The organism is Rufibacter immobilis (genome assembly GCF_003721565.1).
In the GTDB taxonomy this organism is placed as follows: Bacteria; Bacteroidota; Bacteroidia; order Cytophagales; family Hymenobacteraceae; genus Nibribacter; species Nibribacter immobilis.
Window position 1 is genome coordinate 273,097 of the sequence record NZ_RJJE01000001.1, and the last position, 23,911, is coordinate 297,007.

The window sequence follows — 23,911 nt, forward strand, 5'->3', positions numbered from 1 at the left end:
GCTCTAGGGAAAGACTGGAAATGGTGCGGGTAGTAGAGACAGTTGGTTCTTTAGGCTTTTGTTCGAAGCTGACCGCTGGTCAAGGCTCGGCTTTGCCACTATTGCTGACACTCCCCCTTTGAAGGGGGCGAAGGGGGATGTTTACACCCGCAGATCTCACACATTTGGCTAATTACGTTTTGGGCACGTTTTTCAGAAAACATGCCCAAAACGTAAATATGATCTAACTCCTATACCCCATTAAAAACAGGGCTATGTCAATTTCTTGAACTGCTTCTGGTACGCCTTGTTCAGCTTCTTCAGGTCTTTGGAGCCGTTAGTGTAGGTGTTGGCCAGTTGCTTGTAGTCGGCTTTGGGGTTGGCCTGGGCATCACGGGTGGCCAGGTGCTGGCCTACCTGTTCCTGCAACTGGTTCAGGTTGTACTTGGTGTACTTGAGCGCCGCCAATTTCTTCACCAACTCAATGGCTCCGGCGGCATCGCCGTTGGCCGAGGAGAAACGAGCCACTTCGGCCATGAAAGCTTTGTTCTCCTGGCGCTGAGCATATGGCAGCAGCGCCTCATGCACCAGCCCGAATGCTCCTACCCTGTCTGTCTCAAACTGTCGGCCCGCCTCCTGATACACGGTTACGGCTTCTGCTACCTTGTTTTGGCTTATCAGCTGGCTTGCTTTCTGTAGTTGCTCCTGATAAAACGCGGGTGCATCTATCCTGTCCAGTTCCGTCTGGGCGGTAGCCGATGAGATGGCACAACCGCCGTTCTGCTGGGCTGCGGCCACCGCTTTGTCCAGTTCGGCGGCAGCCAGCGCGAATTTCCGTTCCTGGCTGTACTGCATGGCCCGTTGCAAGTGCTGGTCATAGGTAGCCTGGGCGTTGGCACATTCCTGGGAGAAAATTCCCTGGCTGAGCGCCCTAAACTTGCCGTCCAGTTCTTTGTCGTTGACCAGCCCGTACCTGATCTGCAGATTGGTCACCTCAGAGGCAATGGTGCGGGCCTGGGGCAATTTGTTCGCGCTGGCCTGCAGTTGCCCCTGCGTTATCTTTTCCATGATGACCGGACGGGCAGCCTGGCGGATCAGTTTATCTGCATCGGGTTGCGGGGTGAGGCTGTAGTCGCTGGCCAAGGTTTTTCCTTTCTCAAACGCCTCTAGGGCAACGGCATATTGCTTGGTCTGCAAGGCTTGGCGGCCCTTGGTCATGTGCCCCAAATACATCTGCTGCTGTACATCACGGAGCAAGGCAGAAGCGGCGGCATCTGAATCTATGGCAGTCTTGTTGTTGCGCGCGTACTGCTGGGCTTCTTTGGCCAGTTTTTCGGCTTGCACCAGGTTCTTCTGGTTCAGGGCCTGCTTACCAGACTGCAGCAAATTGTCATAGAGACCGTTTTTGGCGAAGACAATTCCTTCTTCCCACAGCTCAGGGCGGCAGCGCAGGCTGGAGATGCCACGGCAGAAATCACGGGCTTCCTCAAACTGCTCCAGCGCCTGTTGGTACTTGCCTTGGTTGTTGAGCTGTTCGCCGTTGCGCACATACTCGTTCTGAATATCCAGCGCCAACTCCTGCCCAAACCGGTACGTCTCTGGGTCTACCTGCATGCGGTTGAGCAGCTCCCGGATACGTTGGCTGGCCTCTTTCAGATAACCGGCTTTGTAATCTAGGCGTGCCAGTTGCAGGTGCGCGGGCGCGAAGGCAGGGTTGGCTTGCAATGCACGCTCAAAGAAGTCACGCCCAGCGCGGGAATTTCCGTTCAGGGCAAGTTCCAATCCTCGGTTGTAATATATCTCGGGCAGGCGGGCCCACATCTGGTCCAGCGCCGCGTGCCGCTCTCTGAAGGCATGGTCCAGCTCCTTCACCCGGCGGCGCAATTGCAGCGGGTCGCGGCGGTTGAGGCCCAGTTCACGCTCCATGCGGCTGTCTACCAGTTGGTCCAGTTCGCGTTCCAGCTTCTGGAGCCGGTCTTTGTGGGCGGGCAGGTACTCCAGGTCGTTGGGGTTGATGGTCTGGAGGTCCCTGGTAAATTGGGCCAGGCGGATATCGGCTTCCTGGTACTGCTTCAGCAAAGCCAACCTATTCCGCAGGGCGCTGTAGTTCTCACCAGAATAACTGAGCTTCTTCTCCACCACCCGCAGCTTGTACCCTTGAAAAGCCGAAGTATCCTGCACCGAGGTCTGCACCAGCACCGTGGCACCGTCTTCGCGCAGAGTTTTACCAGTTACCTCAAAGGTTTGCAGCACCTTGTCTTCGCGGCCCAGCAACTGCACCTTGGCTTTGAGGGAAGAAGGCGTTAAGACATCGGCGAAATCAAAATCGCGGTACAGGACCTGCTCCCGCACCCGCACGTTCTGGACGGCCGCGTACAGCACCAGTTGAGTCCCCTCCCGGGTGATTTTTTCCCGCTGCTCAAACTCCACCGGCAGCACCAGCTTGCCAGATCTGTTGTGGTTGTCATAGCCCAGTTCGCGGGCCAAGTTTCCTAAATCTGTGTCTGTGAAACTGGAGATAGAGACGCTTTCCAGCCGGGTTTGCTCATAGAGAACCTTAGACTGCGCGCCGGCCCGGCCACCCCAGAGGAGCAGCAAAACCAACAGGAGGGAGAGTAGGGGTGCTTTCATAATATTAGCGGTATCTGATATTCAGGGCAAGGCAAAATCCGTTCCATAAATAATCAGGATGCCTTTCTACAGAGAGGATGCCCCGGCAGGAGATCTGGTTGCCTGGAGCGGGAGGAATTGCGTGCGAGAGCCACCTGCGTTTAGGGGCTGTTTTTGGAAAAACAGCCCCTAAACGCAGCACTCCATTGCGTTGCCTGTTACAAAGTATTACAAGCCGCTCACCTGCTTGTTTTTAGGGTACTTGACTACGTAGCGCAGAGACCGTTTCACTTCTTCATTTGGTTTGAGCACCACTTGCCACGTGACTTTACCGGTTTCTTTGTTCCATTGGCCGCCGTTGGTGTCTACGTCTTCCACTTCAATCTCAGAGGTGGTGCTTAAGGGAATCTGGTCTTCTACCGTGATGGTGACCGGTTGGGCCTTGGTGTTGCGCAGGCTGATCTCATACCCAAACTGCTCTTTGACGTTGCTGCCCAAGGTGGTGCGCTTCTGGTAGTCTTTCATCCGTTCGCGCTGCACCACCACATTCTGATCGCGGCCCAGGGATAAAGTGAGCGTGTCGCGGGTTTGTTCGGGGTTCAGGAACGATTTCCCGGTGAAAGTGCCAGCCAGAAAAACATTAGCCTCGCCGGGCAACAGCTTCAGGTTCTCCCAGTTAGTAAGATGCGCCACCAGAAACGCTGTTTTATCCAGTTTAGGAACGGTAGTATGGGCGTAAGCGGTAGGGAGGCTGTGCTGCTGAATGTCTACGGTGTGGGGCTTTCCGTCTGAAGGCACGCTGAACGGAATCCCGATCTTGAATTCGGCGGCTAAGGTGGTGGAAACAGCCTCGGTGAAGTCTGCGGTGCTGGTAGCAGGGGCGGCGGTGACAACTTCCTCTCGTAACTGCAGAACCTCCTCGTCTTTCTTGATTACTGGAGGTGAAAATTTAACTTTTCTTCTAATTGGAGGATCTTGCAAAATCCCAACACGTTGCGGTTCCAACTCAGGCTTCTGGGCACCTTCAGCTGGGTTAGTGGTAGCTAGAGTTAATTGCACGTTGTCCCAGTTCACGCCGGTGTTCTGCCGCACGTTGGCTTTGTATTGCAGTTGCACCGGCCCTTGGTTTCCGCTGGCGCGAAGGTCATAAATGGGTTCCCAGCCGGCGTTGTACACCAGGTACGTGGCCTCCAGTCCCACCGGGGTTCTTGCCGCAGCCTGCACGGCCACAATCACGCGGTTGTTGGCGTTCTGGTTGCTCCTGGCTTGGTTCACCTGGTTGTTGAATTGCCCCTGCCGTTCCTTCAGCACCGCAAGCCGGACGTCAACGGTATGGATTTCTTTCCTGATCGCCAGCAGGCGCGTGCGGTAGTAATCGGCTACTTCTTTGAGTCGGGCGGCGGTGAGGCCGGTTTGGGAACCACCTATATTCTGGTTCGCCTGCAGGAGCGCTTCCTCCTTCTGCAATACCTCCCGTTGGTCGGTTAAAGTTCTGATGCGGCCGTTGTAACTCTGCAGAGAATCTTCCAGCCGTTGCAGTTCTTTGGGCTTCCCGGTGTTCCGCAGGAAATTCTGCTCATACCGCACCGAAAGCAAAGTCACGTTGCCGGTGGGGTTTACCTGCACGCTGCGCTCATCTATCTGCGCCGGCAGGCCCTCCAGCACCAGTTCAGTAATGCCCGGCTCCACGGTGGTACGCCCAACGTTGGTGACCTGCGCCCGGTTCAGGAATACCGTAACGGCTTTCACCTGGGTAAGCATTGCTTCCTGTTTTTGGCCTAAAACCGGAAAAACGTGCCCTAAACAGACCATCAGACAACAGAGGCAAACAACAATTTTTTTCATAAAGGGCAGACAACGAGAGAATGGGAAGAAAATAACAGGCTACAAAGAAAGCGTTTCTGCTGGAATGTTTCCTGCGGTTTCGCTTACCTTTGGGCATCACAAGTAGAATTTGCGCATGTATTCTTACCAACGCCTTTTTGATTTCACCCAGAAGATTTTCCTGAGCATTGGCTGCCCTCCTGATGATGCTTTGCTAGCCACCGAAACCTTGCTTTCCGCCGACCTGCGCGGGATAGATTCACACGGCGTGGCCCGCCTCATTGGCTATGTGCGCCTGTGGGAAGCCGGCCGCATCAACGCCACCCCCACCGTGCGCGTGGTGCACGAAACGCTCAGCACCGCCACCGTGGACGGCGACGGCGGCCTTGGCCTGGTAGTAGCGCCCAAAGCCATGCAGATTGCGCTGGAGAAAGCCAAAAACGTGGGCAGCGGCTGGGTGAGCGTGAAGAACTCCAACCACTTCGGCATTGCCGGGTACCACGCCATGAAAGCGCTGGAACATGACATGATTGGCATGGCCATGACCAACGCCAGCCCACTGGTGGCTCCTACCTATTCCCTGGAAAGACTCTTAGGCACCAACCCCATCGCGGTAGCCATTCCGGCTAATGAGCAGCCGCCATTTGTAGCCGATTTGGCCACCACCACCGCTGCCAACGGCAAGCTGGAGATTCTGCAACGCAAGAACCTGGAGGCACCCCACGGCTGGATTCAGTCCGCCGACGGTTCTTCCTCCACCAACCCCAACGAATTGAAAGATGGCGGAGCCCTGCTGCCTTTGGGCGGCGATACCGGCAGCCACAAAGGCTACGCGCTGGGCGCAGTGGTAGACATTTTCTCGGCTGTTTTATCTGGGGCCAATTATGGTCCGTGGGTACCGCCGTTCGTGAGCTTCCTGGCGCCGCCCGCCAACCCCGTGGGCGAGGGCATCGGGCATTTTTTCGGGGCGATGCGCGTAGATGCCTTCCGCCCCGCCGAGGACTTCAAACAGCACATGGACAACTGGATCACCACCTTCCGGAATTCCAAAGCAAAGGCCGGCCATCAAGTCTTAATTCCCGGTGACCCCGAGCGTGAGAGTGAAGCGGTCCGCTTGAAAGAAGGGATTCCGCTGCTCCCGCCGGTGGTGAAAGATCTGGAAGGTTTGGGTGAGAAGTTTGGGGTGACGCTGTAGTAAGAAATAGGAAAAGAAGATATACTTAAATAAAAATGTTTAATAACACTACACAAGATGAATTAAGAACAACATGCAGAAATGCGTTAGAGTCTTTAGAACTATGGCTTAGAAGCCTAATTGACACTAAGTTATCTGAAAACTTCGGAAAAGATTATTTTCATTTTAAAGATAAAAACGGTAATAACTTAGTTAAATCTGCTATTCTCAAGTCTTGTCAAGATAAGGTAACAAAAGAGCCTCAAAGGTTTAGCAGACTCATTGATGCAACGTTCATTGAAGAAATATTTGATATTATATGCAATCCTAACCTTTATAACAAGTACTTCAATGATGCATTAAATGAAGCTTTCCCCGTTGGAAGGGAGCAAGCAAAACACACTTTTAGTAAAATAATCACACCTAGAAACTACCTCTCTCATGCAAACCCGATAAGCTTTAGACAAGCAGAGCAAGTCATCTGCTACTCTCATGATATTATCGATTCTATTAAGTCATATTTCATTAAAATGAATAAAGAAAAAGAGTTCAATGTTCCAACCTTTATCACCATCACTGATTCATTAGGTAATAAATTCCATTCATCAGAATTGCTAGTCGTAGGAAATAAAAGAGTTATTAATTCATTAAATACAAGAAACAACATTCTATTCCCTAGTGATGAACTTAAAATTGAAGTACAGGTTGACGAAAGCTTCTCCCCTACAACATACAGAATTTGGTGGGTATTCATAAATGGTGCATCAATATTCGAAATTAAGAATCAAGAAGGAAACCTTTTTCAATTATCTATTAAAGAAAAACATATATCTGAGTCATTCAAAATAGAATGTTATGTAGCTTCTAATAAACAATGGCATAAACATCAAAAATATGATGACATGTTTATTATTACTTATAAAATATTGCCTTTACCTAAATAGAACGCGTTAATTATAACAAAATATAAGTACTGATAGTAATATGCCTATAACAACGTAATACAAATACTGTTTCCTTATTTCAATCCCCAAAAACATAGCCTTGTCCCTATGTTTGAAAATGCCTACCTTATTCGCTGATTCCGTTTAGAACCTCCTTTTCTGAAATCATGCGAAAAACGCTTACGCTCCTTTGCCTGCTTTGGCTGGCGTTTACCTCTCTTCACGCACAGAACAAACCTGCCGGTTTTGCCGCCAAAACGGCGAGCCTACAGAAATTCGCGGGCTTCTTCCCTTTTTATTGGGACGAGGCCACGGGCAAAATCTTTCTGGAGATAGACAAGTTGGACACGCCCTTTCTATATGTCTCCTCGCTACCGGCAGGGCTGGGCTCCAATGATATTGGGTTGGACAGAGGGCAGTTGGGCGGCACGCACGTGGTGTCTTTCCAGAAAGTAGGGCCCAAGGTGCTGCTCATAGAACCTAACCAAAGCTACCGCGCCATGAACGGCAACCCCGCCGAGGAACAGGCCGTGGCCCAGTCGTTCGCGCAGTCCACGCTGTGGGGCTTTAAGGTAGAAGCCTCAGAAGGGAACCGAGTACTAGTGGATGCCACTGACTTTCTGCTACGGGATGCGCATGATGTAGTGGGCAGCATTCGGCGATCACGCCAGGGCTCTTATAGATTGGATGCCTCCCGCTCTGCCTTCTACCTGCCGCGCACCAAGAACTTTCCGCAGAACACCGAGTTTGAAGCCACCCTCACCTTTGTGGGCGGAGATGACGCCGGCAACTTCGTGCGGGAGGTGGCTCCTTCCACAGAAGCCCTGACGCTGCGCCAGCACCATTCTTTCATTCAACTGCCCGACCGCAACTACACGCCCCGAGCCATGGACCCGCGGGCCGGGTATTTCGGGATTGAGTACATGGACTTCAGCACCCCCATTAACCAGTCTATAGTAAAGCGATTCATTGCGCGGCACCGCCTGCAGAAGAAGAACCCCGGTGCGGCTGTGTCTGAAGCCGTGGAGCCCATTGTCTATTACGTGGATCATGCCGCCCCAGAACCCATCAGAAGTGCTTTGCTGGACGGAGCCCGCTGGTGGGCACAGGCCTTTGAAGCCGCCGGGTACAAAGATGCGTTCAAAGTAGAAATCCTGCCCGTTGATGCTGACCCCATGGATGTGCGTTACAATGTCATTCAATGGGTGCACCGCAGCACCAGAGGCTGGTCTTACGGCGCCTCCGTGACAGACCCGCGCACCGGTGAAATCCTGAAAGGGCACGTAAGTCTGGGTTCCCTCAGGGTACGCCAGGATTATTTAATTGCCGAAGGTTTGTTAGCGCCCTATGAGGAAGGCAAACCCGCCAACCCCGAGATGATGCGGATGGCCTTGGCGCGTCTGCGACAACTGTCGGCGCACGAGCTGGGGCACACGCTGGGCATTATGCACAACTACGCCGCCAGCGTGAGCAACCGCGCCTCGGTTATGGATTACCCCCACCCTACCGTAAGACTCACCCCAGACGGAAAGATTGATTTGGCTGATGCCTACGCCGTGGGCATGGGCGAGTGGGACAAACTGGCCGTAGCCTATGGGTACCAAGACTTCCCCAAGGGCACGGATGAAACACAGGCCCTGGACCAACTGCTCCGCGAAGGCCACAGAAGAGGCCTCCAATTCATCTCTGACCGTGACGCCCGCTCTCCCGGTGGAGCCCATCCGCAGGCCCACCTCTGGGACAACGGGGTCAACGCCGCCGATGAGTTGCGTCAGGTACTGGCGATCCGGGAAAAAGCACTAGCGCAATTTGGCGTGAACAACATTAAGCAAGGTACGCCCATGGCGATGTTGGAAGACGTGCTGGTGCCTATCTATAACTACCACCGCTACCAGGTAGAAGCCACCGCCAAAGTGGTAGGCGGCCTGAACTACACTTACGCCTCGCGCGGAGATGGACAGCTAGTCACCGAAAAAGTCCCTGCCGCCGAACAACAGAAAGCTTTAGACGCTCTGCTTGCCACGTTGCAGCCAGAGGTGCTGGCGCTTCCTGAGAACATCATTGCGCTCATCCCGCCAAGGCCCGCCGGTTGGTCGCCTACGCGGGAATTGTTTGACAAACGCACCGGGCTCACCTTTGATCCGTTGGCCGCCGCCGAAGCCTCCGCAGATTTTACCTTGTCCTTCCTGTTCCACCCAGAACGCGCCGCCCGTTTGGTAGAATTGAAAGCCCGGGGCAGCAGATTAGGCTTAGAAGAAGTGCTGGACCAGATCCTGGAACAAACCTGGAAAGCAAAGACCCAGAACGGTCTGAAAGGACAAACGCAGCTCCTCACGCAGCAACTGGTGTTAACGCACCTTCTGGCTTTGTCTCAGAATGAAAACGCGGCATATTCCGTGCGTGGCATTGCCACCTTGAAACTGCAGGAACTGGAGAAGCAACTGAAAAAACTTTCCAAAGCTTCTGATGACGCCATGAAAGCCAACGCGTTACTCGCGCTGGAAAGATTAAAACAACCTGCCGCCGCCAAACCACAGTTGCACAAAGACCTGCCGCCGGGGGCACCCATCGGCTCAGTAGAGATACTGGGTTGCCAATAGCGTTTAGCGGCTCTTTTTCTGAAATCAGGCAAAAACCCCACCTCCGGCAGAAGTGGGGTTTTCTTTATGGCTACAGCTAACCGTCTCTCCACAAATAATTCTGCTTAAGATTTCCGTTTTGCACGCATTCCGTCCCCCTTTAAAGGGAGTAGGGGATGACAAAGCCGTTTGAAGAACTAAAAGCTTTTGCTACACAGCATTAGAAAGAAATGCCTATTAGGGCAACCACGAGGGATTGCCCTAACATTCTTCTCGGGAATGCCTTGGCCTGCCAGAGTAATCATCCCCCTACCCCCTTTGAAGGGGGACGGAATGCGTGACATAACCTACCATTGAACCCCCATCAATATAGAAAAACCTTATACCCAATTTGGGAATGCAAGCCAAACCCTTATATTTAATAAACTAACTCTTAACCCTTTATACTTTGAAAAGACGTGACTTTCTCCATCTTTCCGGCTTAGGCTTAGGGGCGCTTATGCTTCCTATTCCCGTCTGGGGCCATGACATTGCTCCGGAGGCCGTTCTGGAACCCATTGACGTGGCTTTCAAAAAGCAGATAGCCGATGCCGCCCTCAACGCCGCCAAATCAAGAGGCGCCACCTACACCGATGTCCGCATTGGCCGCTACCTGAACCAGTACCTCATCACGCGGGAAGACAAAGTGGAGAACACGGTCAATACCGAGTCGTATGGGTTGGGCGTACGGGTGTTGGTGAACGGTATCTGGGGCTTTTCGGCTATTGATGAGGTCACGCCTGCCGGAGCCGCCAAAGCCGCCGAACTGGCGGTGGCCATTGCCAAAGCCAACTCTAAGTTGCAGTCTGAGCCGGTACAACTGGCTCCGCAACGGGGCTACGGCGAGGTAAATTGGAAAACACCTATTGAGCGCAACGCCTTTGAGGTGCCCTTGAAAGAGAAAGTAGACATCCTGCTGGGGCTAACGCCGCCGCCATGCAGAACGGGGCCAATTACGTGAACTCCGCGCTGTTTCTGGTGAACGAGCAAAAATACTTCGCGTCTTCAGACGGTTCCTACATTGACCAAGACGTGCACCGCATCTGTCCAGTGCTGAACGCAACTGCCATTGACCAGAAAACCGGTAAGTTTGAGACCCGGCAATCCTTGAGTTCGCCGGTAGGCATGGGCTTTGAATACCTAAGCGCCCGCCCCGAGGGCAAGTACAAAGGCATTACCACCCGCTACGGCAAGTATTATGACATGGTGGAAGACGCCGCCGCCGCCGCCAAACAGGCCAAAGAGAAGCTCACGGCCAAGAGCGTGCTGGCGGGCAAGTATGATTTGGTGCTGGACCCTTCGCACCTCTGGCTCACCATCCATGAAAGCGTGGGGCACCCGCTGGAGCTGGACCGCGTGCTGGGCTATGAGGCCAACTTTGCCGGAACTTCCTTCGCCACCCTGGACAAATGGAAAACCAAGAACTTCAAATACGGCAGCGACAAAGTAACCCTGTTCGCCGACAAAACCCAGCCCGGTTCTCTGGGTGCGGTGGGGTATGACGATGAAGGCGTGAAAACCAAACAGTGGGACTTGGTGAAAGACGGAACGTTGGTAAACTACCAGGCCACCCGTGACCAAGCCCACATCATCGGGGAAAAAGAATCGCACGGGTGCTGCTACGCCGACAACTGGAGCTCAGTGCAGTTCCAGCGCATGGCCAATGTGTCTCTGGCACCGGGCAAACAGAAACTGAGCGTAGATGACATGATCAAAGACGTGGAGAAAGGTATCTATATCATAGGCGATGGTTCTTTCTCCATTGACCAGCAACGTTACAACTTCCAGTTTGGGGGGCAGCTGTACTATGAGATCAAAGACGGCAAGATAGTGGGGCCGCTCAAAGACGTAGCCTACCAGAGCAATACCCAGGAATTCTGGAACTCCTGCGCCGCCGTCTGCGACGAGAGCGACTACCGCCTGGGCGGCTCCTTCTTCGACGGCAAAGGCCAGCCCACCCAGAGCAGCGCCGTCTCGCACGGCTCCGCCACCACCCGTTTCAACGGCGTGAACGTGATCAACACAGGCCGGAAAATCTAGATATAGTTAAGAGTTAAAAGTTAGGAGTGAAGAGTTGGTGACACACCTGTTCTTCGCTCCGCGGAATTGGAAGGTGCGTTTAGAGCCTGTTTTTCTGAAATCAGACCCAAAACAGATGTCAACTTTCTCCTCAACTTTTAACTCTTCACTCTCAACTCTTAACTAACAACAATGGCAATATTAAGTAAAGACCAAGCCCAGGGCATCTTGAAGAAGGTGATGGCCCTGAGCAAAGCCGATGAGTGCGAGGCGAACCTAAACGGCGGCAAAGCGGGCAACGTGCGCTATGCGCGCAATTCAGTTTCCACGGCCGGTGAGTCGCATACCACCTCGCTGGTGGTGCAATCTTCCTTCGGGAAACGGGTGGGCACGGCTACCATTAATGAGTTTGACGATGCCTCTCTGGAGAAAGTGGTGCGTCGCTCAGAAGAATTGGCTAAACTAGCCCCATAGAACCCTGAATACATGGGCGTGCTGGGTCCGCAGAAATATATAACCACCAATCCTTACTCGGCTACTACGGCGGCCATCACGCCAGACAAACGCGCCGAAATGGTGGCCCAGAGTATTGCGGCTGCCAAAGCAAAAGGCATGACCGCAGCGGGCTATCTGCAAGACAACGTGGGGTTCCAATCCATGATGAACAGCAAAGGATTGTTCGCCTATAACACAGACACGGGCGTTGATTTCTCCTTGACGGTGCGCACCCCAGACGGTACCGGTTCTGGGTATGTCTCCAGAGGGTTCAATGACGTGAGCAAACTAGACACCGCCTCAGTCTCTAACATTGCGGTAAACAAAGCCACGGGCTCGGCCAACGCCAAAGCTCTGGAGCCGGGTAAATACACGGTTATTCTGGAGCCTGCCGCCGTGGCCGTGATGCTGGAGAATCTGTTCTACGGGATGGATGCGCGCTCCGCAGATGAAGGCCGCAGCTTCCTGAGCAAACCGGGCGGTGGCAACAAAATTGGGCAGAAATTGGTGGACGAGCGGGTGACCATCTACTCAGACCCGGCACACCCAGAGCTACCCACGTCACCCTGGGCGGGCGATGGTCAGGCCCTGAACAAAGTCACCTGGATAGACAAAGGCGTGGTGAAACAGATTCCGGTCTCCAGGTACTGGGCACAGCAGAAGAAGATAGCACCGGTTCCGTTCCCTAACACAGCCATTATGCAGGGCGGTACGCAGAGCCTGGAAGACCTGATCAAAGGCACCCAGAAAGGCATCTTGGTCACGCGCCTGTGGTACATCCGGAGCGTAGACCCGCAGACGCTCCTGCTCACCGGCCTCACCCGCGATGGAACTTTCTACATTGAGAACGGCAAGATCAAGCACGCGGTCAAGAACTTCCGGTTCAACGAGAGCCCCATCATCATGCTCAACAACCTGGAAGCCATTGGCAAAAGTGAACGCACCGTGAGCGGCGAATCCAGCAACAACTACCTGCTGCCACCGCTCAAAATCAGAGACTTCACCTTCAGCAGTTTGTCAGACGCGGTGTAAATAAGCCTCTCTTTCCGTTGCGTTTAGGGGCTGTTTTTGGAAAAAGGGCCCCTAAACGCAATTCATCTCTACAGAGGCTCTTCTCTCTGGCGTAAGCGGGCGCTTATGCCAAGGGGAAGAGTCAGCTTTTCCTGTTTAGGACCTCTTTTTCCAAAAACGGCCGCTAAACAGAAACTTTCGTTTCATAAAAAGCCCCGCTAGGTATAGCGGGGCTTTTTATATAGCGCCAAGTCAATCAGTTACTAAGAAGAAACCGTAAACCTGTTCACAGGCTATTTCTTTGTACTTTTGCGCCGAGAGGCTTTCATGCGTCTCCTAAAATTTGACCCCATGGCTAAAATTGCGATAAACTTAACCACCGCCTCTATTCAACAGGAAGAGGTGATTGTGGGCATTGACTTAGGCACTACCAATAGTTTGGTGGCGTACATGCACCCAGAAGACCGGGCCGCCATCGCCATCAACGACCAAGGTTTAGGGACCATAGTTCCGTCTGTGGTACACTTCGGAGAGAATGGCGAGGCCGTGGTAGGAAACGCCGCCAAAGACTACCTCATCACTGACCCTGCCAACACTATTTACTCCGTAAAGCGCCTCCTGGGCAAATCGTACCAAGACCTGGGCGCGCACAAAGATTTCTTCGGCTACAAGATCATTGACGACAACTCCGAAGGGCTGGTGAAGATACGGGTGCAGGACCGCTTCTACTCGCCTATTGAGCTCTCTGCCGAGATTTTGAAAGAGCTCCGCGCCCGCGCCGAGCACGCCCTCAAAACTCCGGTGAACCGCGCCGTCATCACCGTGCCCGCTTACTTCAATGACTCCCAGCGCCAGGCCACGCGCGATGCCGGCAAACTGGCCGGGCTGGAGGTACTGCGCATTGTGAACGAACCTACGGCGGCCTCTCTGGCCTACGGCATCGGGCTAGAACCCACCGAGGAGAAAACCATTGCCGTGTATGATCTGGGCGGCGGCACTTTTGATATTTCCATCCTGAAGATCCACCAGGGCATTTTTGAGGTGCTCTCCACCAACGGCGACACCTACCTGGGCGGCGATGACATGGATAGAGCCATCATTGAGCACTGGATCCTGGGCAACCGCCTGGTAGCTGATTTGGCCGCTCAGGATGCCAATACGGCCCAAGCCCTTCGGCTCAAGGCCGAGGAAGCCAAGAAAGCCCTGAGCAGCCAGGAGACCTTTACCGCAGAACTAAACGGCGTTACGTTAGAGTTAGACAAGCACACCTTTGAAACACTCATCACGCCCATTGTGGACCGCACCATGACCTCCTGCCGCATGGCCCTGCAAGACGCTGGTCTGGCTCCTGAGCAGATTGACACTGTGATTATGGTGGGCGGTTCTACCCGTGTGCCGCTGGTGTACCAAACCGTAAGCGACTTCTTCGGGAAACCTGCAAACAACTCTCTGAACCCCGATGAGGTGGTGGCCCTGGGTGCCGCCATCCAAGCCGATGTGCTGGCCGGGAACCGCAAAGACATTCTGTTGCTGGACGTAACGCCGCTCACGCTAGGCATTGAAACTATGGGCGGTTTGATGGATTCCATCATTCCGCGCAACTCCAAGATCCCGACCAAAGCCGGGCGGCAGTACACTACGTCGGTAGACGGGCAGGTGAACATGAAAATCTCAGTGTACCAAGGAGAGCGCGATCTGGTGAAAGAAAACCGAAAACTGGCTGAGTTTGACCTGAAAGGCATTCCGGCCATGCCCGCTGGTTTTCCTAAGGTAGACGTGAACTTTATCCTGAACGCCGATGGTATCTTGAAAGTAGAAGCCATTGAACTACGCTCAGGCGTGCGCCAGGAGGTAGAGGTGAAACCGCAGTACGGCCTCACCGATGAACAGGTAGAGCAGATGCTCATGGACTCCATCACCCACGCCCGCGAAGACGTTTCTACCCGCATGGTCATTGAGGCCCGCACCACCGCCGAGCAGATGATCTACCAGGTGGAGCGCTTCCTGGAGAAGAACGGCGAGCACCTTACCTCAGAGGAAATTAACCTTACCCGGCAAAACGTGCAGCACCTGAAAGAGGTGTTACCTACCGGCGACAAAGACACTATTCTGAAAGCCGTGGATGTGCTGGAAGAACAGACCAGTCCTTTCGCGGAGCGCGTGATGCAAATTTCCATCAAGAAAGCCATGACCGGCAAGAAGATTGAGTAAAGCTGTTTAGGGGCTCTTTTTGGAAAAAGAGCCCCTAAACGCACATCCATAAAAGCAGAAGGCGCTACTGTACAGTAGCGCCTTCTGCTTTTATGGTCTTTCTGTGAACTATTGCTGCGGTGGCTGTTCGGCCTCCAGTTCTTCTTCGTCTTTCTCTACAATGATGTACAGGTCCTCAGTGGGTTTCTTCATGAGATACTTCTCCCGCGCAAACTTCTCCAGCAATTCTGGGTTACTCATCAGTTCCTTGCGGTCTTTCTGCACTTCCTCAATCTTCTCCAGATAGTAGTCACGCTCCTCTTCCAGCACGGCCAATTTTCGGCTGGTCTGGAACTGCGTCACGAAGTCATTGGAGTCAAAGAAGAACATCCATACCAGAAACAGCAGCGTGGTAAGGAAATAGAAGTTTCTGAAAAATTTAGGTACCCGAGCCAACATACACACCTCTACATAAAAATGGCGGCAAGTCTGCACTTGCCGCCATGAATTTACTAAGATTTTCAGCAGCTCCTGTATACCTGGGGCTACTTCTTTTCAATTATCCGTTTAGCGCCTCTTTTTCTCAAATAAAGCCTAAACTGAAGGAATGAAAGATTCAAAAGAATCTGGTTCCATTACATTTTTCTTCCTGGGAAGTAAGCTACCTCGCCCAGTTCCTCCTCAATGCGGAGCAATTGGTTGTACTTAGCCATCCGGTCAGAACGCGAAGCCGAACCAGTTTTGATTTGACCAGTATTTAACGCCACCGCTAAGTCAGCAATGGTATTGTCTTCGGTCTCCCCTGAACGGTGGCTCATGATGCTCTTATACCCGTTGATGCGGCCCAGGTTGATGGCGTTGATGGTCTCAGTCAACGTACCAATCTGGTTTACTTTGATGAGGATGGCGTTGGCTACCTGCTGGTCAATCCCCTGCTGCAGACGGGTCACGTTGGTCACGAACAAGTCATCACCAACCAACTGAGTCTTATTGCCGATAGAATCTGTCAGTTGTTTCCAACCAGTCCAGTCGTCCTCGTCCATACCGTCTTCAATAGAGATGATGGGGTATTTGTTCGCCCACTCGGTCCAGAAACCTACCATTTCAGAAGAAGTCAGTTTATCACCGGTAGATTTCTTAAAGTGGTAGTGGCCGGTAGAGGCGTCATAGAACTCAGAAGCGGCGGCATCCATAGCGATCATGAAGTCTTCACCCGGACGGTAACCGGCAGCCTCAATGGCTTGCAATACCACCTCAATGGCCTCTTGGTTAGAGCCAATGTTAGGCGCAAAGCCGCCTTCGTCGCCTACGTTGGTAGACATGCCTTTCTTCTTCAGAACGTTTTTAAGGTGATGGAACACCTCAGAACCCCACCGGAGCGCCTCAGAGAAAGACGGAGCGCCTACGGGCATTACCATGAACTCCTGGAAGTCAATGGAGTTGTCTGCGTGGCTACCGCCGTTCAAGATGTTCATCATTGGTACCGGCAGGGTGTTGGCGTTCACGCCCCCCACGTAACGGTACAAAGACTGGCCGGCTTCTTTGGCAGCGGCTTTGGCAGCGGCCAAGGAAACCCCTAAGATGGCGTTGGCTCCCAACTTGGCTTTGTTAGGAGTACCGTCAATCTCAATCATGATTTTATCTAGCAGGCTCTGCTCAAACACAGAGAAACCAACCAGTTCATCAGCAATAACTGTGTTTACATTCTGTACCGCCTGTAACACGCCTTTGCCCATGTATTTGCTTTTGTCGTCGTCACGCAGCTCAACAGCTTCGTGCTTACCGGTAGAAGCTCCTGATGGAACTGCCGCTCTACCAACAATACCGTTCTGGGTGATTACATCTACTTCTACAGTAGGGTTACCGCGTGAGTCAAAAATCTGGCGGGCTTTGATGTCTTCAATTAAGCTCATATACTTCCTTCTAGTTTGAATTATGATTTCTTTTCTTTTTCCAGCATTTCCACAAATAGGTCGAACAGGTATTCAGAGTCATGTGGTCCTGGGGAAGATTCTGGGTGGTACTGAACAGAGAAAGCGGGTTTATTCTTGATTCTGATCCCCTCTATGGTATTATCATTCAGGTTGATGTGCGTGATCTCCACATTGGGGTTATTCTTCACAGCCTCAGCGTCAACCGCAAAACCATGGTTCTGGGAAGTCACCTCGCTACGGCCAGTGATCAGGTTTTTCACGGGGTGATTCAAGCCGCGGTGACCATTGTGCATCTTATAGGTAGGAATGCCATTGGCCTGGGCTAGTATCTGGTGCCCCATGCAGATCCCGAACATTGGTTTCTCCACAGACAAGATCTGTTCAACGCTTCTAACCGCCTCAGTAGTCACGGCTGGATCACCAGGACCGTTGGAGATGAAATATCCATCTGGTCCCCAAGCTTCCATTTCTTCAAACGTAGTTCCGTATGGGAACACACGGCACTCACAGCCACGCACGGTAAGGTTGTTCAGGATATTGCGTTTCACGCCCAAATCAAGAACCGCTACCTTAAACTTTGGCTCACTCACCGGTAGGTCATACTGGCTGGCTGTAGAAACTTTAGAGGAGAGTTCCAGTCCTGCCATAGAAGGAACGGCAGCCAATTGTTTCTTCAGCTCTTCTACATCTGTAGTTTCTGAAGAAATGATCGCGTTCATTGCTCCCTTGTCACGCACGTATCTCACAAGCTCGCGCGTGTCAATCTCGCAGATACCAACAACACCGGCTTTCTCAAAATACTCCTGCAAAGAGCCTTCGGCCGTTTTGCGTGAGAAATGATGAGAGAACTCTTTACATACCAAACCTTTGATTTGGATGTTAGAAGACTCTACCTCCTCTGGCTGAACACCGTAATTGCCCACGTGAGAAACAGTGGTAATTACAATCTGTCCATAGTAAGAAGGATCTGTAAAGATTTCTTGGTAACCGGTCATACCGGTATTAAAGCATACCTCGCCGCCCGTAGTGCCAATTTTACCCAGGCTTTTGCCCCTAAAAACGGTACCATCTTCCAGCACCAGTACTGCATCAGTTGTTGTATGAAGCTTCATTCTAAATTGTTAATTAGGCAAAAATAAAAAAGGGATACGATTAATATCGTATCCCTTTAGAATTATTACTGCATAATGGTTATTCAGCAGTTGGAGTATCAGTTGCAGGAGCAGCATCATCAGTAGCAGGAGCTGCTGCTTCAGAAGTAGTATCTGCTGCATCTTTCTTCTTACCAGAAGCCCGACGTCTTGTTTTAGGCTTGGCAGCAGCGGCAGTACCGGTTGTGCTAAGCATATCCTCATTGTAGTCTACCAACTCAATGATACACATATCGGCGTTGTCGCCAAGACGAGTACCAGTTTTGATGATACGTGTATATCCACCTGGACGCGTAGCAATTTTAGAAGCTACACCATCAAAAAGCTCTTTAACAGACTCTTTGTTCTGCAGGTAAGAAAATACTGTACGACGTGAATGAGTAGTGTCGTTCTTTGATTTGGTTAACAAAGGCTCAACATATTTACGTAGCGCTTTTGCTTTGGCAACCGTAGTGGTTAAACGCTTGTGTAGAATAAGGGATGAAGCCATGTTAGAAAGTAAAGCCGCACGGTGCGAGGCCGTTCTTCCTAAGTGGTTAATTTTTTTACCGTGTCTCATTATTTTGAATTGTGCACGTGCATACCGTCGATCAACCTACCGGGATCGGGAATTATGCCGTAGATGATTAATCTTCTTCTAATTTATACTTAGAGATATCCATCCCAAAAGTAAGCCCTTTATCAGAAACAAGGTTCTCCAACTCTGTTAAAGATTTCTTACCGAAATTACGGAACTTCATCATGTCTGAAAGATCTAATTGCACCAGATCTCCGAGCGTTCTGATATCAGCTGCTTTCAAGCAGTTGTATGCGCGCACAGAAAGATCCATGTCATGCAATGGAGTCTTAAGCACTTTTCTCATATGGAGCATTTCTTCGTCTACAGCTTCTTCCTCTTCAGGCTTCACTGTCTCAAAAGTCATGGTATTGTCAGAGAAAAGCATGAAATGCTGGATCAGAATATTGGCAGCACCTTTCAATGCATCTTCCGGATGGATGGAACCATCCGTAGTAATTTCAAGCAAAAGACGCTCATAGTCAGTTTTCTGCTCTACCCGAGTATTCTCAACGCTATACTTAACGTTTTTAACTGGAGTGAAAATAGCATCAATTGCTATTTGACCAAAAACTTGATCTGCCGGTTTGTTCTCCTCTGCAGGAACATAACCTCTACCCTTCTGAATTGTTAATTCAATTTCAAAAGAAGCCTCAGGATCTACGTTGCAGATAACGAGGTCAGGGTTCAGAACTTGGAAAGAACCTGAGAATTTGTTGATGTCACCGGCAGTGAAGGTATCTTGCTTGCTGATGCTAACGGTGATTTTATCATCAACCAAGTCACCAATCTTCTTGAAACGAACCATTTTCAGGTTCAGGATAATTTCAGAGACATCTTCAACCACACCTTCAATGGTAGAGAACTCATGGAGCACACTAGGAATACGGATGCTAGAGATGGCATATCCCTCCAATGAGGAGAGAAGAATTCTTCTCAACGCATTCCCAATGGTAACACCATAGCCCTTTTCTAGCGGCTTAAATTCAAACTGCCCATGAAAGTCGTCGGATTTCTCCATCACGACCTTCTCCGGCATTTGAAAGGCTAATATTGACATGATTGCTGGTTTAAGGTTGAAACTTAAGTTAGAACTGATTACTTAGAGTAAAGCTCGACAATCAGCTGCTCCTGGATCTTCTCAGGGATTTGGTCACGCTGTGGATTAGAGATGAATTTACCAGCCATTTGGCCGCCATCCCATTCTAACCAAGTAAATTGACGAGCATTACGCGCAGACAAGCTGGTAGTAATAGCTTCTAATGATTTAGATTTCTCACGAACACTTACTACATCACCAGGACGCAAAGTGTAAGATGGAATGTTTACCACACCACCATTAACCAAAATGTGTTTGTGAAGAACTAACTGACGAGCAGCACGTCTTGTTGGGGCAATGCCTAAACGGAAAACGGTGTTATCCAATCTTGCTTCCAAAAGGGCAAGTAAATTTTCACCTGTGATACCAGTCTTACGGGCTGCTTTGTCAAACAAGTTAGCAAACTGACGCTCCAACACACCATAAATGTATTTAGCTTTCTGCTTCTCCATTAACTGGATTGCATATTCAGATTGCTTCTTTCTACGACCTCGGCCATGTTGACCAGGACCATACGCTTTTTTTGCTAAAGCTTTGCTTGGTCCAAAAATAGGTTCGTTATATCTTCTAGAGATTTTACTCTTAGGGCCTGTATATCTTGCCATGTCTAATACTAAATAATACCTTAAACTCTTCTGCGTTTGGGAGGACGGCAACCATTATGAGGAAGAGGAGTCACATCTTTGATAGAAGTGATTTCAATACCAACGTTTTGCATTGTCCGGATCGCTGACTCACGTCCAGCACCTGGGCCTTTCACAAACACTTCAGCCTTTCTTAAACCAGCTTCATAGGCTACTTTACCGCAATCTGCGGCGGCCATCTGAGCAGCATAAGGAGTATTTTTCTTAGACCCCTTGAACCCCATTTTACCAGCAGATGCCCAAGAGATAACTTGACCATTGATGTTGGTAACGGAAATAATAATATTGTTGAAAGAAGCTTTGATGTGAACCTGACCAACAGGCTCCACAACAACCACGCGCTTCTTGGCTTTATCTTTTCTTTTCTGAGCCATTGTCGTTTAATTATTTAGATGCCTTCTTCTTATTTGCAACAGTCTTACGCTTGCCTTTACGAGTTCTAGAGTTGTTTTTAGTTCTCTGACCTCTAACTGGTAGTCCTTTTCTGTGACGTAAACCACGGTAGCTACCAATGTCCATTAAACGTTTGATGTGTAACTGCACTTCAGAACGAAGAACACCTTCTACTTTGTGCTCAGAAGCAATAACGTTACGGATTTCACCGGCTTCATCCTCGGTCCAATCCTTTACTTTCTTGTCAAGATCCACCCCAGCCTTCACCAAAATAGACTGTGACAACTTACGGCCAATACCGTAGATGTACGTCAAAGCGATTTCGCCTCTTTTGTTATCTGGAATATCAACTCCTGCTATTCTAGCCATGTTTTAAAAATTAACCTTGTCTTTGTTTATAACGTGGATTCTTCTTGTTGATCACGTAAAGCTTGCCTTTACGTCTGATCACTTTGCAGTCTTCACTGCGCTTCTTAACTGACGCTTTTACTTTCATCTGTTTATTTGTATCTGTAAACTATTCTGCCTTTACTAAGGTCGTAAGGAGACATTTCCAATTTTACTCGGTCACCAGGAAGGATCTTGATGTAGTGCATCCGCATTTTCCCAGAGATATGAGCAATTACTTGATGGCCATTTTCTAACTCTACCCTAAACATTGCATTGGATAGTGCCTCAATAATAGTACCGTCTTGTTCGATAGAAGACTGTTTAGCCATGTATCAGTTTAGTGCTTTTCTATGTAATCAAAAGTAGTTAAAATCTCCGCTTGTCCCTTTCTAACAACAACAGTATGTTCAAAATGGGCAGATGGTTTCTTATCCCTTGTACGAATAGTCCAACCGTCCTCTTCCTGAACCACATGTCTGGAGCCTAAGTTCACCATTGGTTCAATGGCTAAAACTAAACCATCCTGAAGCTTCATGCCCTGCCCACGCTTCCCATAATTGGGAACTTCTGGGCTTTCATGTAAACTTTTACCAAGACCGTGTCCAACTAACTCGCGAACAACACCATAACCATATTGTTCAACGTGAGATTGAATAGCATACCCTATGTCACCAATCCGAGAACCTACAACCGCTTGCTCTATACCTTTATATAAAGACTCCTTTGTATGGAGAAGTAGAGACGCAACCTCTGGAGAAACCTCACCAACACCATGGGTATAAGCACTATCACTATGGTAACCTTTATAAAAGACACCACAGTCAATAGATACTACATCTCCAGGCTTTAGCTGATAAGCATTAGGAATACCATGAACTACAGCAGAATTAAGACTTATACATAAGCTATTCTTAAACCCATTGTACCCTTTGAAAGAAGGAGTGGCACCGTGATCATTGATAAACTCTTCAGCAATAGCATCTAGTTCTAAAGTAGTAACACCCTCAGTTACATGCTTGGCAAGAACACCATGCACTTGACTGAGGATGTTAGCACTTAATCTAATAAGCTCGATTTCTTCTTCGGTCTTATATACAATCATTATTAAGAAGCTACTGCTATACTTTTAGAACGACCACGAAGATTACCTGATTTCATCATGCCATCATAGTGACGCATCAACAGATAACTTTCAACTTGGTTCAAAGTGTCCAATACTACACCAACTAAGATAATAAGAGACGTTCCTCCAAAAAATGCGGCAAATTCTCTTGTTATTCCAAACAGCATGGCAATAGATGGAAGAATAGCAATAATAGCTAGGAATAATGCTCCAGGTAGAGTAATTCTAGTTAGAACTTCATCAATATATTCTGAAGTGGCTAATCCAGGCTTCACTCCAGGAATAAATCCACCACTCCTCTTCAAATCATCAGAGATTTGATTCGGATTCACACTAATGGCAGTATAGAAGAAGGTGAAGATAATAATTAGGACAGCGAAGGACACATTGTATTGCCAAGAGGTATAGTCAGAGAAGACATTACCAATTTGATTTGCAATATCACTCTCATTCCTCCAGAAAGATGCTATCATTCCAGGCAAGAACATAAGAGACTGAGCAAAGATAATAGGCATTACACCTGCCGCATTTACCTTAAGAGGAATAAATTGTCTTTGACCAGCTTGTAAAGAAGCACTACCACCTACTTGTTTAGCATACTGAACCGGTATTCTTCTGATTGCTTGAGTCAGCATTACCACACTCATGACAACAAAGAAAAGAATAATCAATTCAATAATGAAAATTAACGCTCTACCAAGACCAAGGGCTAGAGCCTCACCAACTAAGGCACCTGGTAAACGTGAAACAATACCAATCATGATCAGCATTGATATACCGTTTCCAATACCCTTGTCAGTAATTTTCTCTCCTAACCACATACAGAACATTGTCCCAGCAGTTAAAATGATCATGGAAGAAATTGTGAAAAGAGGGCCAGCTACAGAAGGATCAATCGCCTCAGCATTGATTGTAGCTAAGAAACCAACAGATTGAGCAAGAGTAATGACAATTGTTAAAACTCTAGTATACTGGTTAATTTTCTTCCGTCCAGACTCTCCCTCTTTTTGCAACTTCTGGAAGTAGGGAACTGCGATAGTTAGAAGCTGTAAAACGATAGAAGCAGAGATATAAGGCATTATACCTAATGCAAAAATGGAAGCATTGCTAAATGCTCCACCCAAAAAGGCATCTAATAAACCTAGTATCCCTTGAGAATCACCACCTAGTTGATTGGGATTGATACCAGGCAATACAACATAGGAGCCTAGTCTGAAGATAGCGATGAATCCTAAAGTATTTAGGATTCTAACTCGCAAATCTTCAATCGCAAAGATATTCTTGATCGTAGTTATCAGCTTCTTCATCTATTACAGAGTCACAACCTTGCCGCCTGCTTTTTCAATAGCTTCAACTGCAGTCTGAGAGAAGGCATGAGCATGCACTTCAATAGCAGCAGATACTTCACCTCTACCTAATATTTTGATGTTATCATTTTTTGAAGCTAATCCGTTTTCACGAAGAACTGCAAAATCAATAACAGTCAAACCAGACTTAGAAGCTAAATTTTGTAAAACATCAAGATTTACAGCTGTAAATTCAACTCTGTTGATGTTTTTGAAGCCAAACTTAGGTACACGACGCACTAAAGGCATCTGTCCACCTTCGAAACCAGCCTTAGATGAATAGCCAGAACGTGATTTAGCTCCTTTATGTCCACGGGTTGAGGTTCCACCTCTACCAGAACCGGTACCACGACCAATTCTCTTCCGGTTCTTGATAGAACCTTCAGCAGGTTTTAAATTACTTAAGTTCAT

At 49.6% G+C, this 23,911-nt stretch carries 19 protein-coding genes and 2 pseudogenes; 6 read left to right on the plus strand and 15 right to left on the minus strand.

Annotated features, from left to right (window positions below):
- Window positions 1-252: 252 nt before the first annotated feature.
- Both EFA69_RS01110 and EFA69_RS01115 read right to left on the minus strand, forming a co-directional pair.
- Window positions 253-2,610, minus strand: a complete 2,358-nt coding sequence (locus tag EFA69_RS01110) for a tetratricopeptide repeat protein (protein ID WP_148041222.1) — start codon at window positions 2,608-2,610, stop codon at window positions 253-255.
- A gap of 207 nt (window positions 2,611-2,817) precedes the next feature.
- A complete protein-coding gene (locus EFA69_RS01115; protein WP_183906649.1) occupies window positions 2,818-4,350 on the minus strand; it encodes a DUF4139 domain-containing protein in 1,533 nt (510 codons plus the stop codon).
- 199 nt (window positions 4,351-4,549) lie between these two features.
- On the opposite strand from EFA69_RS01115, the gene EFA69_RS01120 reads away from it, so the two are divergent.
- The 6 genes and pseudogenes from EFA69_RS01120 to hscA all read left to right on the plus strand — a co-directional run bounded on the left by EFA69_RS01120 (window position 4,550) and on the right by hscA (window position 14,885).
- Window positions 4,550-5,608, plus strand: a complete 1,059-nt coding sequence (locus EFA69_RS01120) for an Ldh family oxidoreductase (RefSeq protein WP_123131252.1) — start codon at window positions 4,550-4,552, stop codon at window positions 5,606-5,608.
- A gap of 35 nt (window positions 5,609-5,643) precedes the next feature.
- Window positions 5,644-6,531 (plus strand): hypothetical protein, encoded by an 888-nt coding sequence (locus EFA69_RS01125; protein WP_123131253.1) that lies wholly within the window; start codon window positions 5,644-5,646, stop codon window positions 6,529-6,531.
- Between the two features lie 167 nt (window positions 6,532-6,698).
- Entirely contained in the window at window positions 6,699-9,131 is a 2,433-nt protein-coding gene (locus EFA69_RS01130; RefSeq protein ID WP_123131254.1) for a zinc-dependent metalloprotease, read from the plus strand.
- Between the two features lie 427 nt (window positions 9,132-9,558).
- Window positions 9,559-11,189 (plus strand): annotated as a pseudogene (locus EFA69_RS01135) (TldD/PmbA family protein).
- 171 nt (window positions 11,190-11,360) lie between these two features.
- Window positions 11,361-12,695: pseudogene (locus EFA69_RS01140) on the plus strand (TldD/PmbA family protein).
- Between the two features lie 306 nt (window positions 12,696-13,001).
- Window positions 13,002-14,885, plus strand: coding sequence for a Fe-S protein assembly chaperone HscA (gene hscA / locus EFA69_RS01145; RefSeq protein ID WP_221175647.1), 1,884 nt, complete (start codon window positions 13,002-13,004; stop codon window positions 14,883-14,885).
- 108 nt (window positions 14,886-14,993) lie between these two features.
- On the opposite strand, the gene EFA69_RS01150 is transcribed toward hscA, so the two are convergent.
- The 13 genes from EFA69_RS01150 to rplO form a co-directional block, all read right to left on the minus strand.
- Window positions 14,994-15,323, minus strand: coding sequence for an FtsB family cell division protein (locus tag EFA69_RS01150; RefSeq protein ID WP_123131255.1), 330 nt, complete (start codon window positions 15,321-15,323; stop codon window positions 14,994-14,996).
- A 176-nt stretch (window positions 15,324-15,499) separates the two neighbouring features.
- Complete coding sequence (gene eno, locus EFA69_RS01155) at window positions 15,500-16,777, minus strand: phosphopyruvate hydratase (protein ID WP_123131256.1); 1,278 nt, start codon at window positions 16,775-16,777, stop codon at window positions 15,500-15,502.
- Between the two features lie 20 nt (window positions 16,778-16,797).
- Entirely contained in the window at window positions 16,798-17,910 is a 1,113-nt protein-coding gene (gene carA / locus EFA69_RS01160) for a glutamine-hydrolyzing carbamoyl-phosphate synthase small subunit (protein ID WP_123131257.1), read from the minus strand.
- Between the two features lie 79 nt (window positions 17,911-17,989).
- A complete protein-coding gene (rplQ, locus tag EFA69_RS01165; RefSeq protein ID WP_123131258.1) occupies window positions 17,990-18,508 on the minus strand; it encodes a 50S ribosomal protein L17 in 519 nt (172 codons plus the stop codon).
- A 67-nt stretch (window positions 18,509-18,575) separates the two neighbouring features.
- Window positions 18,576-19,565: a DNA-directed RNA polymerase subunit alpha gene (locus EFA69_RS01170; protein ID WP_123131259.1), complete on the minus strand. Its 990-nt coding sequence runs from the start codon at window positions 19,563-19,565 to the stop codon at window positions 18,576-18,578.
- Window positions 19,566-19,603: 38 nt separating this feature from the next.
- Window positions 19,604-20,209 carry a 30S ribosomal protein S4 gene (gene rpsD, locus EFA69_RS01175; protein WP_123131260.1) on the minus strand — a complete coding sequence of 202 codons (606 nt, stop codon included), beginning with the start codon at window positions 20,207-20,209 and terminating at the stop codon, window positions 19,604-19,606.
- 20 nt (window positions 20,210-20,229) lie between these two features.
- On the minus strand, window positions 20,230-20,622 hold the full coding sequence (rpsK, locus tag EFA69_RS01180) for a 30S ribosomal protein S11 (RefSeq protein ID WP_066832394.1): 393 nt from the start codon (window positions 20,620-20,622) through the stop codon (window positions 20,230-20,232).
- Between the two features lie 10 nt (window positions 20,623-20,632).
- Window positions 20,633-21,010 carry a 30S ribosomal protein S13 gene (rpsM, locus tag EFA69_RS01185; protein WP_123131261.1) on the minus strand — a complete coding sequence of 126 codons (378 nt, stop codon included), beginning with the start codon at window positions 21,008-21,010 and terminating at the stop codon, window positions 20,633-20,635.
- A 10-nt stretch (window positions 21,011-21,020) separates the two neighbouring features.
- A complete protein-coding gene (ykgO, locus tag EFA69_RS01190; protein WP_071885446.1) occupies window positions 21,021-21,137 on the minus strand; it encodes a type B 50S ribosomal protein L36 in 117 nt (38 codons plus the stop codon).
- Window positions 21,138-21,141: 4 nt separating this feature from the next.
- Complete coding sequence (infA, locus tag EFA69_RS01195; RefSeq protein ID WP_048919321.1) at window positions 21,142-21,360, minus strand: translation initiation factor IF-1; 219 nt, start codon at window positions 21,358-21,360, stop codon at window positions 21,142-21,144.
- An 8-nt stretch (window positions 21,361-21,368) separates the two neighbouring features.
- Window positions 21,369-22,133, minus strand: coding sequence for a type I methionyl aminopeptidase (map, locus tag EFA69_RS01200; RefSeq protein WP_123131262.1), 765 nt, complete (start codon window positions 22,131-22,133; stop codon window positions 21,369-21,371).
- 2 nt (window positions 22,134-22,135) lie between these two features.
- Window positions 22,136-23,461: a preprotein translocase subunit SecY gene (gene secY, locus EFA69_RS01205; RefSeq protein WP_123131263.1), complete on the minus strand. Its 1,326-nt coding sequence runs from the start codon at window positions 23,459-23,461 to the stop codon at window positions 22,136-22,138.
- A 3-nt stretch (window positions 23,462-23,464) separates the two neighbouring features.
- Entirely contained in the window at window positions 23,465-23,911 is a 447-nt protein-coding gene (gene rplO, locus EFA69_RS01210) for a 50S ribosomal protein L15 (RefSeq protein WP_123131264.1), read from the minus strand.

Coding starts and splice junctions, on each gene's coding strand:
- infA (WP_048919321.1), bottom strand. CDS start 21,360: ATGGCTAAACAGTCTTCTATCGAACAAGACGGTACTATTATTGAGGCA.
- EFA69_RS01110 (WP_148041222.1), bottom strand. CDS start 2,610: ATGAAAGCACCCCTACTCTCCCTCCTGTTGGTTTTGCTGCTCCTCTGG.
- rpsM (WP_123131261.1), bottom strand. CDS start 21,010: ATGGCTAGAATAGCAGGAGTTGATATTCCAGATAACAAAAGAGGCGAA.
- hscA (WP_221175647.1), top strand. CDS start 13,002: ATGCGTCTCCTAAAATTTGACCCCATGGCTAAAATTGCGATAAACTTA.
- eno (WP_123131256.1), bottom strand. CDS start 16,777: ATGAGCTTAATTGAAGACATCAAAGCCCGCCAGATTTTTGACTCACGC.
- EFA69_RS01120 (WP_123131252.1), top strand. CDS start 4,550: ATGTATTCTTACCAACGCCTTTTTGATTTCACCCAGAAGATTTTCCTG.
- EFA69_RS01115 (WP_183906649.1), bottom strand. CDS start 4,350: ATGCTTACCCAGGTGAAAGCCGTTACGGTATTCCTGAACCGGGCGCAG.
- carA (WP_123131257.1), bottom strand. CDS start 17,910: ATGAAGCTTCATACAACAACTGATGCAGTACTGGTGCTGGAAGATGGT.
- map (WP_123131262.1), bottom strand. CDS start 22,133: ATGATTGTATATAAGACCGAAGAAGAAATCGAGCTTATTAGATTAAGT.
- EFA69_RS01125 (WP_123131253.1), top strand. CDS start 5,644: ATGTTTAATAACACTACACAAGATGAATTAAGAACAACATGCAGAAAT.
- EFA69_RS01130 (WP_123131254.1), top strand. CDS start 6,699: ATGCGAAAAACGCTTACGCTCCTTTGCCTGCTTTGGCTGGCGTTTACC.
- secY (WP_123131263.1), bottom strand. CDS start 23,461: ATGAAGAAGCTGATAACTACGATCAAGAATATCTTTGCGATTGAAGAT.
- rpsK (WP_066832394.1), bottom strand. CDS start 20,622: ATGGCTCAGAAAAGAAAAGATAAAGCCAAGAAGCGCGTGGTTGTTGTG.
- EFA69_RS01150 (WP_123131255.1), bottom strand. CDS start 15,323: ATGTTGGCTCGGGTACCTAAATTTTTCAGAAACTTCTATTTCCTTACC.
- EFA69_RS01170 (WP_123131259.1), bottom strand. CDS start 19,565: ATGTCAATATTAGCCTTTCAAATGCCGGAGAAGGTCGTGATGGAGAAA.
- rplO (WP_123131264.1), bottom strand. CDS start 23,911: ATGAACTTAAGTAATTTAAAACCTGCTGAAGGTTCTATCAAGAACCGG.
- ykgO (WP_071885446.1), bottom strand. CDS start 21,137: ATGAAAGTAAAAGCGTCAGTTAAGAAGCGCAGTGAAGACTGCAAAGTG.
- rplQ (WP_123131258.1), bottom strand. CDS start 18,508: ATGAGACACGGTAAAAAAATTAACCACTTAGGAAGAACGGCCTCGCAC.
- rpsD (WP_123131260.1), bottom strand. CDS start 20,209: ATGGCAAGATATACAGGCCCTAAGAGTAAAATCTCTAGAAGATATAAC.